The following is a 12,618-nucleotide window of genomic DNA, read 5'->3' as shown; positions in this document are numbered from 1 at the left end:
GGAATTGGTGTACTGAGGAGTGAGAATAGGCAGATCGTAGAGACGCCCTTGGTTTATAAAATAAGCCATCCCTGGAGGCTCGAGCCGCGCCATCCTTGGCGCGGACGCTTTACTCTTCTACCCATCCTCCCTCCCATTTAGCCTCGTAAGATATTTTTGGAGTAGAGCATGAGTTTGCCGCAACCCCCCATTGATGATAACCACGATCATCACCACCATGACGATGATCAGAGTCTGGAGTCCCTGCTTAAGCTGGCGGCGACGGAGTCGATTCACCGTATCGCCTTTTTCCGCGCCTTGCTGGAGGCCACGGTTTTAGTGCTGGTGGATCCTTCGGCGCAGGGCAGTGAAGAGGGCGAGATGAGCTTCACGGCGGGCAATGGGGTCAATATTCTGCACTGGGAAAAGCAGGATGGTGAATCTGTTATTCCTTTCTTCACCTCAGTCGAGGTGCTGCAACAGGCGCTGGATCTGGCCGAAGATCACCCTATCGACAGCGAAAAGCAGCCTTTTGTCGCCATGCCAGTGCGGGTGTTATTCGAAATGACGCAGGGCGCACATCTGTTTTTGAACCCGAAATCTGAGCACGGCAAAGAGTTCTGGCCACAAGAGGTGGCGATGCTGCTGGAAAATGGCGGTTTAGCTCAACCCGCTGAAATGACAGTGGATAAAGAGAGCCAAATTTTGCTCGGGCAGCCGGAAGAGTACCCTGCGGCGATGGTGGACGCGCTAATCCAACTCTTCAGCCAGCGTAAATCGGTGCGCCGGGCATTTTTGGCGCTGATGCATGATAAGAGTGTGGACGAGAAACCTAACTTATTGGTGGGGCTAGAGGTAGATGGCACGGAAGAGGAGATTGACCAGCTAATTCAAGAGGCTGGCAATATCGCCAGTGACCATGCGCCCGATGATAGCCCAGTCGATTTTTGTCTGGTGAGTGAGAAAGAGCGCGGCGTCAGCCACTATCTGATGACCCATACTCAGGCGTTTTATCAGCGCAAATGGGGCAGTTGGCTCAGAAATGTGATCCCGTCTACTAGCCATTAGGCTTGATGGCGGCCAATACGGCGCTAATTTTAAGTCGTCAGCATGACCTCATCCGGGGCAATAAAAAAGGGAGCCGTTATGGCTCCCTTGCTTTTATCACGATGCTCAATTTATGGCACCGAGTTCTTATGGCTACATGAAGAACTCACCGTGCTGTTTAGAAGGTATAACCGACACCCAAGTTGATGGTGATTGGTGTATCAATGTTTTTGCCTTTAGACAGTTTCACTTCAGAACCGACAGACAAGTTTTTGGTCATGTTGATATTGACGCCAACACCGGCATTCACACGAGTTCCTTTACGGCTGTTATCAAAAGTCTCGTTGTTGACGACCACATCGTTGCTTGCCATCAGGTCATGATCCACAGAGAACAAGGTGTATGGCTTGATCTCTGCGCCATTGTTCAACACAAAGCGGTAACCGGTGTTCACACCCAGAGTCCCGGTGGTATTGCGTGAACCTTGGTTCTTTGCTTCCATGCCGTTAGACAACTGGTACTGGCTCTTACCGGAAGCAAAGGTGCTCAGTGCAGCATAAGGAGAAACATACAGTGCATCGAAATTGATATGTTTACCCGCTTTTACCGCCACACCCAGACCTGAGACGTTAGCACTGCCGCTGGCGCTGTTGCCTTGCGAGGTGACACTCAGATTTTGTTTAAACTGGTTGGCTTTGAACACGCCGTTCAGGTAATAGCCGTTGTTGGTCAGATATTGAGCATAAGCACCCAGCGAGTTACTTTTCACACTGCCGCTGCTTTGGTAATCAGATTTGATATCTGAATTGCTGTAGCTAAGGTATCTATTGGATTTTTGGCGCTATTTTTTCCAACTATCGGCTGCACTATTTTATTATCGCCGCCAAGTAGGAAGGAGCCACCATCAGTCACGCGCTGGAAATCGCCCGTTTTAACTTCTACTTTTGGCTTAGGTAGAGAGTCTTCTGTAAGAATGGGTGCTGCTGCAATGGCCCCGCCAGAAACCAGCGATGAGATCAGAATAGATAACGGTAATAAACGTGTATTTAATGTATTGCGGCGATTCATAATTTTATAACTTCCTAATTGCAGGTGAACTTGAATAAATAAATGATATAGGAAATAAGGCACATCAAAATGTTGGGAGGAATATAATGACCTGAGTGGTGATATTCTAGTTATTAAAACATTAATCCGATTAATTCATATTAATTTGATTTATTACTGGGTATGAATTGATTGGAATTTTCATTTAATTGATTGTTTTTATTGTATTTTAATTTTTTTAAATTCATTCTCACATTCTCAAAAAAGTTAATTTAATTTTTTATTAAAAAAATATTAAACGCGTTTTTTGTATTTTCTTCTGTAAAAATACAAATTGATTGATGCCAAATGACGCCCGTTTTTCGCGAGAAAAGTCTCATGTTTAGCTCTCTATATTCCCTTTCAGGTGAATGCTATAATCTTGTTATCAGCCAGGGAGCAATATATGAATCACAGTGGTTTGCAACGGATAATCTCAGTCATAAAAGGGCGTCAGGCGGCAATAGGGGTCAGTGGCATGTTGTTGAGTGCCGCACTGCTATTAGCGGGCTGTGATGACAGCAATAAAACAGGCGAGAGTGCCGCGCCAGCCCCTGTCACCACACAGGCCACCGCACCAGTGGCTGACGCCTCGGTGAACAAACCCAAAGATGCGGCGGCTTTGGCCGAGCTGGCAAAACGCCATCTGGGTCAGCCAATCAGCTTGTTGGATGCCTCTGAGCTGCAACTCGATGGGGCCAGCGCCATGGTGCTGACCTTCTCGCAACCGCTAGACCCCAATCAGGATTTCGCCGCGCAAGTGCATCTGGTGGATACCGTCAGTGGCAAAATCGACGGCGGTTGGGAGCTATCAGACAACCTGATGGAGCTGCGTCTACGCCACCTCAAACCTGAGCGCAAACTACTGCTTACCGTCGATAGCACCCTGAAAGGGGTCGGGGGCGCGCAGTTGGGTGCCCAGCAACAGCAGAAAATTACCACCCGTGACATCAAACCCAGTGTCGGCTTTGCCAGCAAAGGCTCTTTACTGCCGGGTAAACTGGCGCAGGGCCTGCCAGTGATGGCACTGAATGTCGATAATGTCGACGTCAACTTCTTCCGCATTAAGCAAGACAGCTTGGCTAACTTCCTCGCCACTTGGCAGTACCGCAGTGCACTCTCTAACTGGGAGTCGGACGATCTGCTGAAAATGGCCGATTTAGTCTATACCGGTCGTTTTGATCTCAATCCCGCTGCCAATACCCGCGAAAAACTGCTGCTGCCACTGGCTGATATCAAGCCGCTGCAAGAGTCCGGTGTCTATCTGGCGGTGATGCAACAAGCGGGTCACTACAGCTATACCAATGCCGCTACCCTATTTACCCTGAGTGATATCGGGGTTTCGCTGCACAGCTACCATAATCGCATCGACCTCTTTACTCAGGCGCTGGCGGGCGGTGCCGCCTTGAAAGGCGTCTCAGTGCAACTGCTGAATGATAAAGGTCAAGTGCTGGCACAGGCCGAAACCGATGCTCAGGGCCATGCGCAGCTAGAGAAAAATGCCAATGCCAAGCTGCTATTGGCGTCACAGGATGGGCAGACCAGCCTGATTGACCTCAATGCGCCCGCGCTGGATCTGGCGGAGTTTGATATTGCTGGGCCAGAAGGCTTCCAGAAGCAGTTCTTTGTCTTTGGCCCGCGCGACCTCTATCGCCCCGGTGAAACCTTAATTGTCAATGGCTTACTGCGCGATGCGGACGGTAAACCGCTGACCACTCAACCGGTCAAGGTGGATATTCTTAAGCCGGATAGTCAAGTGGTACGCAGCTTTGTCTGGCAGCCGCAAGAGGGGTTGTATCAATACCAATACGCGATTCCTGAAGCTGGCCCAACGGGGGAGTGGTCACTGCGCCTAGATTTGGGTGATAACCAGCCGCGCCTCTACAAATTTAAAGTGGAGGATTTCCTGCCAGAGCGCATGGCGCTGGAGATTGCCGCCAGTAAAGAGCCGATCGCCACTGACAGCGAAGCGAGCTTTGCGGTCACGGGCCGCTACCTTTATGGCGCGCCTGCATCGGGCAACCGCCTACAAGGCCAACTGTTCCTGCGCCCTCTGCGGGAAGCGGTCGCCTCGCTGCCCGGTTTTGAATTTGGTTCCATTATCGAAGAGAACCTCTCCCGCACCTTGGATGAGTTTGATACCACCCTTGACAGTGACGGCGAAACTGATGTGGCAGTAGAGAATAGCTGGCAGAGTGCCCAATCGCCGCTGAAAGTGATTTTACAGGCCAGCTTGCTGGAGTCGGGTGGGCGTCCGGTCACGCGCCGTGCAGAACAGGCGGTGTGGCCTGCCGACGCGCTGGCGGGGATTCGTCCGCTGTTCAATAAGCAGCAAGTTTATGATTACCGCAGCGACAGCTATAAGTCGCAGGCGATGGTCGATCAGGATACCCAAGCTGATTTTGAAATTGTCTATGCCAATGCCGAGGGTGAAAAACAGGCGGTGGAGGGGCTAAAAGTCAAACTGATCCGCGAGCGCCGCGACTACTACTGGCAGTGGTCAGAAAGTGATGGTTGGCAGTCGCTGTTTGATAAAAAAGATCTCCAGTTGGCGGAGCAAACCGTCAATATTGCCGCCAATGGCAGTGCAAAAGTCAGCTTCCCAGTGGAGTGGGGCGCTTACCGCATTGAGGTGAGCAACCCGGATAACACATTGGTCAGCAGCTCGCGCTTCTGGGCCGGTTACAGTTGGCAGGATAACACCGCAGGCAGTGGCGCAGTGCGCCCAGATCAAGTCAAACTGACACTGGATAAACCTGCCTATCGCCCCGGCGAGAAAGTGAAATTGCATATTGAAGCGCCCGCCGCGGGTAATGGCTACTTGCTGGTGGAGTCCAGCGACGGCCCACTGTGGTGGCAGGAAATGACCATTCCTGCGGGCGGCACGGAAGTTGAGGTGCCGATTAACTCCGGCTGGAATCGTCATGATCTCTATCTCAGCGCGACCGTGATCCGGCCGGGCGACAAAGCGCAACAGGCGACGCCAAAACGGGCGATTGGCCTGCTGCATCTGCCACTGGTGGATGAAACCCGCAAACTGGCGCTGCAACTGGATACGCCTGCCCGAATTCGCCCGAATCAAACCTTAACTGTCAAAGTGAAAGCCAGCCGCACTGGTGCGCCGCTACCTGAAAAAGTGCAGGTGCTGCTCTCCGCCGTCGACAGCGGGATTTTAAATATCACCGATTACGCCACGCCGGACCCTTACGACGCCTTCTTTGGTCGTAAACGCTACAGTGCGGATCGCTATGATGTTTATGGGCAACTCATTGAAGGGCAGGGGCGGTTAGCCAGCTTACGATTTGGCGGGGATGGTGATGACGAAGATGCGCTCTCCCGTGGCGGTAAAAAACCGATTACTGAAGTGACCATTGTGGCGCAGCAAGCCCAGCCAGTGACCTTGAATGCGCAGGGGGAGGGGACCGTCGAGCTGGCGATTCCTGATTTTAATGGCGAATTGCGAGTGATGGCGCAAGCTTGGAGTGACGAAGATTTCGGTAAAGCCGAGTCTAAAGTGGTAGTCGCGGCTCCACTGATTGCACAACTGGCGACCCCGCGCTTCTTGGCGGGGGGCGACAGCACCGAGCTGGCACTGGACTTAAGTAATTTATCCGGCCAGCCACAAACAGTATCACTGCAATGGGCCGCCAGTGAGTTACTGGCACTCAAAGGCGAGCCAACTCAATCGGTTACGCTGGCAGCGGGTGAGCGCAAAACCGTGCTGATTCCGGTTCGCGCGCTGAACGGTTTCGGGCAGGGTGATATCGGCCTGACGATTACGGGCATGGTGCTACCGGATGAAAAACTGCCAGATTATCAGCACCATTGGAAGATTGGCGTGCGCCCGGCTTATCCTGCCCAGACGCGCCATTTTGCTAATGTGCTGCGCAGCGGTGATAGCTGGAGCCTGCCTGCGGAGGCCACTGCAGGGTTAGTACCAGAAACCGTGCAAGGGCAACTGCTGGTCACCAGCCGCCCACCGCTGAATTTGGCGCGTTATATCAGCGAGTTATACGCCTATCCCTATGGCTGCCTCGAGCAGACAGTAAGTGGGTTGTACCCGTCGCTTTACAGCAACCATGCGCAGTTGACCGCGCTGGGTATTAAGGCAGATAGCGATGAAAAACGGCGTCAAAGCATTGATGTGGGGATTGAGCATCTGCTCAGTATGCAGCGCCATAATGGCGGCTTTGGTCTGTGGAGCAATGATAGCCCGGAAGAGTTCTGGCTGACCGCTTACGCCACTGACTTCCTGTATCGTGCCAGCCAGCAGGGCTACAGTGTGCCGGTGGCGGCATTAACTGCCGCCAATACCCGCTTGCAGCGCTACTTGCAAGATCCCAATCAGATTGAGATTCGCTACAGCGAGCAGACCAAGCACACCCGTTTTGCGGTGCAGGCGTATGCCGGCTTGGTGCTGGCACAACAGCAACAGGCGTCATTGGGAGCCTTGCGCCAACTCTATACCCGCAGCAGTGACGCCCGCTCCGGTTTGCCGCTGGTGCAACTGGGGGTCGCGCTGAAGTTGATGGGCGATATGCCGCGAGCCAAAGAGGCCATCAATCAGGGGCTGAATACCACCCGCAGTGACAAAGATTACTGGCTGGAAGATTACGGCAGTTCAGTGCGCGATGATGCGCTGATTCTGGCGCTATTGACCGACAATAACTTGCTGCCAGAGGCGCGGGATACCCGCCTGTTGGCCCTCTCTAATGCGCTGGTGGGCCGCAGTTATCTCTCAACGCAAGAGAGCAACGCACTGTTCTTGGCGGGGCGCACCTTGATGAGTGGCGCTGAGACGCCGTGGCAACTGGCGATTGCGCCACAGGCGGCGTCACTCGCGGATAGCACCACTTTGACGCAGAGCACGGCGCTGAACCAAAATTGGTCAGCACAACAACTGGCCGCGGGGATGCAACTGCAAAACCGAGGTGATACCCCGGTTTATAGTCGCGTCGATGTAGTAGGTTATCCGCAGCAAACCCCCGCGCCATTTAGCCGTAATCTGCATATCAGCCGCAGCTATATCGGGCTTGATGGTCAGCCGTTGCAGCTATCACAACTGAAAAGTGGTGAATTGGTGCTGGTGCATCTGGATGTCTGGGCTGATCAGCGGGTGCCCGATGCACTGGTGGTGGACCTGCTGCCCGCCGGTTTGGAGCTAGAAAACCAAAATCTGGGTGACAGTAGCGCCAGTCTGGGCGAAAGCGCTAACAGTGTGACTGAGCTATTGCAGGATATGCAGCAGTCAGATATCAAGCATCAGGAGTTCCGCGACGATCGCTATGTGGCGGCAGTCAGTGTCGATGGCTATCGCCACACCACACTGCTCTATCTGGCGCGCGCCGTCACACCGGGCGTCTATCAGGTGCCCGCGCCACAAGTGGAGTCGATGTATGTGCCGGATTGGCGGGCATTAGGGGTTACCCCGATGCAACTTGAAATCGTTAAGTAAAGACTCACTCCCCTTCGCTGGCCGTCAGCGAAGGGGAGCTGATGGCTATTAATGCGAAAAATATTCCTCCTCCGCTATCGCCGCCTCTTTCTGGTGCTGGCGATCATCGCGATACTGCTTCCTGCGGCCCTGTGGCTGGCGGATAAGCGCTGGCCGCTACCACTGACGCAAGCTCAGGTTGCCCGCGTGGTGGTGGCGGAAGATGGCACGCCATTATGGCGCTTTGCCGATACCGACGGGGTGTGGCGCTATCCGGTTACCCTGCAACAGGTTTCACCCTATTACCTGCAAGCGCTGCTCACTTTCGAGGATCGCTGGTTTTATGCCCACCCCGGTGTCAATCCCTTGGCGCTGGCCCGTGCGGCTTGGCAGGATCTGCGTGCCGGTAAGATTCTCTCTGGCGGCAGCACACTGTCTATGCAAGTGGCCCGCCTGATTGACCCCCATCCCCGCACTTTGACCGGAAAGTTACGGCAAGTCTGGCGCACCTTGCAACTGGAGTGGCATTTCTCCAAAGATCAAATTCTCGAAATCTACCTTAATCGCGCCCCTTTTGGCGGTACCCTGCAAGGGATTGGTGCTGCCAGTTGGACCTATCTGGGGAAACCGCCGTCACAGCTAACGCCCGCAGAAGCGGCACTGTTGGCGGCATTGCCACAGGCTCCGAGCCGATTGCGACCGGATCGCTACCCGCTGCGGGCCAAAGCGGCGCGCGATAAAGTCTTAACCCGGCTAGCGGATTATCAGGTCTGGACAGCGGCACAGGTAGCAGATATCCAACAAGAGGATATCTGGTTGGCACCGCGTCAGGTGCCGCAACTCGCGCCATTGCTGGCCCGCCGATTAACCAGTGGCAATCAGCGGGAGGTGATTCAGACCACATTAGATGCGGCACTACAGCGGCAATTGGAAGAGATGGCGGCGGGTTGGCGTCATCAACTGCCGGAGAAAACTTCGCTGGGGCTGCTGGTGGTCGATCACACCACCATGAATGTGCGGGCTTACCTCGGTTCGGTAGATTTTCAGGATAGCAGCCGCTTCGGCCATGTGGATATGGTCAGTGCTTGGCGCTCGCCGGGATCAACACTCAAACCTTTCCTGTATGCCATGGCGCTGGATGATGGCTTGATCCATGCCGAGTCGCTGTTGCAAGATGTGCCGCGCCGCTTCGGTGATTATCGCCCCGGCAATTTTGATACCGGATTTCATGGGCCAGTCAGTGCCAGCGAAGCGCTGGTGCGATCACTGAATTTACCGGCGGTGCAACTGTTGGAAGCCTATGGCCCGAAACGTTTTACCGCCAATTTGCGCAATAGCGGCCTCAATTTACGTTTTCCGCCCCACAGTGAACCCAGTCTGGCGGTGATCCTCGGGGGGGCTGGCTCACGGCTGGACCAACTCGTGGCCGCCTACAGCGCCTTTGCCCGTGGGGGCATGGCTGCAACATTGCGTTTTGAACCCCAACAGCAGATTCAGGAGCGGCGGCTATTCTCACCCGGTGCGGCATGGATAACTCGGCGTATATTAGCCGGAGAGAGCAGGCCACTGCCGGATGATATTTTACCGGCAGCCGTGCCGCTGGCATGGAAAACCGGCACGAGCTATGGATACCGTGATGCTTGGGCAATAGGTATCAATGCACGTTATACCATCGGCGTGTGGGTTGGGCGACCCGATGGCACACCTGTCGCCGGGCAGTTTGGTTATGCTACTGCGATACCGATACTCAATCAGGTCAACAACGTGCTGATGACGGGATGGCAGCAGGGGGGCCGTGTATTACCGCGCGACCCAAGGCCCGCGTCTGTCAGTCGAGCAGAGATTTGCTGGCCGGGCGGGCAGCCGCTAGCGGTTGGGGACAGCAATTGCCGCCAGCGTCGCCAAAGCTGGGTGCTTGACGGCACAATACCGCCCACCTTAGCGGCTCCGGGGCAGGAAAATAGGCAAGGTAGCCAGCTCAGTGTGTGGCTCAATCCACAGGGCCAACGGGTGGCGGCAGATTGCTCGCAGGCGATGGCGCGGCAATTAACATTATGGCCACTGCCACTCGAACCTTGGCTGCCAATGGCAGAGCGGCGTAGCCAAAGATTGCCCACTGCCAGCCAAACATGCCCGCCACAAGGTGATATGGATGCAGCCCCGTTACTGATTTTAGGTATTCGTGATGGGGCAGTCGTCAAGCGCTTACCTGGTCATAATAGTCTGGATCTGCGCCTTGCAGCCCAAGGTGGCCGTGGACAACACTGGTGGTTCCTGAATGGCGAACAGGTGGCCGTGACTGATAATAACCAGTCATGGGTACACACATTATCGGCGCCTGGCCGCTATCAACTTAATGTATTGGACGAAAGTGGTTTAGTCAGTAATTTGCTGTTTCGACTGGAGTAGTATTGTTTCTCGTATTTAATTATAAGCGAGTTATCTTGTGCTAAAAAATAGAATTTCGTTATTTTCTCTAAAGTGATTAAATGACCAGTGAGTGGTTTTCCGCACATCGATATTATTCATTCTGAATTTTACATCATCAATTATAAATTAAAATTATATCTGTAGTGATAAATCTAATGTGGTTATTTTATATATTAATCTTAATCTTAATCACAAGAGGAGTTTATAATGATAAAAACTAAGCACTTCCCACTGTTTTTTTTAATGCTTTCAATGTTAGGTTTTGATGTGTTAGCCGATCAGCCTAAAGTTTGTTTCTATAAAGATAGTTATTATAACGGAGCCTCTATTTGTGCGACTGAGGGGAGCCTAGTGAATATTCTCCCTCTCAAGTGGAACGACCGAATATCATCTATATCTGTCTCTAAAGGTATGATCGTTACCGTCTATGAGGATGGTGATTTTGCTGGTCGCTCACTCACACTCAAAGAGAGTATCGATTTTCTTTCATCCAAAGGAGCTAAAGGGTTAAATGATGCTATCAGCTCTTTCAGCATAAAGCATGCTGCCTGTTTTTATGAATATGACCAATATTTTGGCGGTAGTATGTGTCTCTCTGGTGGTGAAAAAATGGATCTCTATAAGGGACTGGAGAGTCATATTGATCGCTCACTAAATGATAGAGTCAGCTCTATCAAAGTGCCGAAAAATATGCAGGTAACACTCTTTAAAGATGATAATTATAATGGCGATAAAATCACCTTGGCAGAAAATTATTTATTAGCAGAGTTAGAAGATTTGGACATGGATTATGCTATAACCAGTATGACTGCTTCGCAGCAAGAAAATTTTATTTGTGATCAATACTGCGCCATCAAAGAGAGGATGATTATCCCTATTAAACATATTTTCGGTGATTATTGGCATGATGAAAGAATCGGCTCAAAACAAGTGTTAATTAGTTTTAAATTAACCGATAATGATGATTATTTAATATGGATGGGAAGCGATCGGGTTATTAAAGTTAAGGACCGCGTAATATATTATATTCATAATGACTTAAATGACATTGCTTACTACCATATGAATAAAGAGAGTGACAGAGTATCCATTTCATCGCGCTTTAATGGCAGCTACTTTGAATCACAATTTATAGAGTCTGAGGGGACGAAGATTATTCACCTCTCTCCCCTTATTGGGTACTTATTCGATCCCTCTGATGCCAATATCCATTTCTCTATTACCAACATCAATACGGATAAGAGTAAATCAGTTGTTATCGATAAAGCGGTTATGACGGTAGAGAAAGCGCAACACAGATCTGAGCGTGCGATTACCGGCTTGGCATCTTGTTGGGCAATGCCGCTCCTCAGTATTTATAACTACGTCGTGCAGGGTCGATGTAACCAGGTTGAACGATTTGTGGACGATGTTGCTGATTTTTTTGGCAGCCTAGACGATAAAATATTGCAAGTTTCCGGTTCGTCAAAACCGTTACCTAAAGTTGATACTGATAAAGCCCCCTCTTTTGACGGTGGTGTTACTACTGCTTCATCTGAACTTGACGGAATATTGACCTATGTCAGAACGGGCTTAGATAAAAAATCACTCACGGTCCCTGCCACTGCACTGGCCTGCCGAGTCTCAATGAAGGAGCAATTACTCCCTCATTTACGTATTCGTCGTGACCTCACTCCCACATGTATTGATTGGACACTCGATATTCTGACTGACTTTACTCTGCTGTTTGGCGACAGTATTGCCCGATGGAATGCAGAAAATTTTGGTCTGGTCATTGAACGTATTATTCAAAATGGGGATACCGGTTATGCGGTATCAGATACTAATATTGAATCGCGGTTAGTCCACAATGTCATGGCGCATATTGCTGACAGTAAAGATGATGAGCTGCTCCGCTTAAAAAGCGCGTTCGATTTCTCCCAATTGAGTTATGCCACTTATCAGCATCATACTCATGATCAATCTGCTGTTGTCTCCCCGCAACAGTCACAAGAGCTGCTCCTTGGCCGCTATGAATTGGCATTGGAAAACTTCAATATGGTAGAAACTATTCCTAGAGTACGGCAAGCGGGGCAGTGGGTTGAACATCCAGAATTGCATTTTGATATTGAAATTATTACCGGCAGACCAGCAGAAACACTGGCTGCCCGGCGAAATGTTATCCCCATCATTGAAAACTGGCGGCAGTCATATAATCAGCCCTATTTGCCGACACCGGTAAGCAGTACAGAGGAGGACCCCCAAGCTATTGCCCAGACTCAGCTCAATATGGATTCGGTTATTTCGGCGGCACGTATTGTTGGTGATGTGGCGCAGAGTTGGTTAAGAACCACTCGCGACGACTATATTTATCTGATTGTCCGGCTATCTGGGCAAATTGTCAGTATTACATTGGCCGTTGATATAAATGAGGAAGATGTAGGTATTGCGGCATCATTGACCAATCCCGCTTATGTGCTGCATCCGCGAGGTGAAGGGGTTGTCCGTGGCGCGGGGACTGCTGCTGTCAGGGCGCTGGCTGATTATGCGGCCAAAAAAGGTAAACGAGCTTTGGTTGCCGATGTTATTAGTCAACCCTCCGCGATTGTAAAGCACAAGGTCGGATTCAGATTTATTGATGAGTTATGAGTAAAGTCAGATAA

General features: G+C 51.4%; 5 protein-coding genes and 1 pseudogene. 4 read left to right on the top strand and 2 right to left on the bottom strand.

Annotated features, from left to right (window positions below; all coding sequences use genetic code 11):
* The first annotated feature begins 168 nt into the window (after positions 1-168).
* Positions 169-1,047: an enhanced serine sensitivity protein SseB gene (gene sseB / locus HRD69_RS19940; RefSeq protein WP_004875792.1), complete on the top strand. Its 879-nt coding sequence runs from the start codon at positions 169-171 to the stop codon at positions 1,045-1,047.
* 157 nt (positions 1,048-1,204) lie between these two features.
* On the opposite strand, the pseudogene HRD69_RS19935 reads toward sseB, so the two are convergent.
* Positions 1,205-1,849, bottom strand: a pseudogene (locus HRD69_RS19935) (autotransporter outer membrane beta-barrel domain-containing protein); the annotation flags it as partial.
* Positions 1,792-2,094 carry a hypothetical protein gene (locus tag HRD69_RS19930; protein ID WP_032814859.1) on the bottom strand — a complete coding sequence of 101 codons (303 nt, stop codon included), beginning with the start codon at positions 2,092-2,094 and terminating at the stop codon, positions 1,792-1,794. The gene HRD69_RS19930 and the pseudogene HRD69_RS19935, both read right to left, overlap by 58 nt.
* A 424-nt stretch (positions 2,095-2,518) precedes the next feature.
* Here HRD69_RS19930 and HRD69_RS19925 point away from each other — a divergent pair, with 424 nt between their 5' ends.
* The 3 genes from HRD69_RS19925 to HRD69_RS19915 all read left to right on the top strand — a co-directional run bounded on the left by HRD69_RS19925 (position 2,519) and on the right by HRD69_RS19915 (position 12,604).
* On the top strand, positions 2,519-7,567 hold the full coding sequence (locus HRD69_RS19925) for an alpha-2-macroglobulin family protein (RefSeq protein ID WP_004875796.1): 5,049 nt from the start codon (positions 2,519-2,521) through the stop codon (positions 7,565-7,567).
* A gap of 51 nt (positions 7,568-7,618) precedes the next feature.
* Positions 7,619-9,955 carry a peptidoglycan glycosyltransferase PbpC gene (gene pbpC / locus HRD69_RS19920; RefSeq protein WP_004875797.1) on the top strand — a complete coding sequence of 779 codons (2,337 nt, stop codon included), beginning with the start codon at positions 7,619-7,621 and terminating at the stop codon, positions 9,953-9,955.
* A gap of 228 nt (positions 9,956-10,183) precedes the next feature.
* Entirely contained in the window at positions 10,184-12,604 is a 2,421-nt protein-coding gene (locus HRD69_RS19915; protein ID WP_004875798.1) for a peptidase inhibitor family I36 protein, read from the top strand.
* The last annotated feature ends 14 nt before the right edge of the window (positions 12,605-12,618 follow it).

Source organism: Yersinia mollaretii ATCC 43969, assembly GCF_013282725.1.
GTDB lineage: Bacteria > Pseudomonadota > Gammaproteobacteria > Enterobacterales > Enterobacteriaceae > Yersinia > Yersinia mollaretii.
This window is presented reverse-complemented; position numbering and strand designations above follow the sequence as displayed.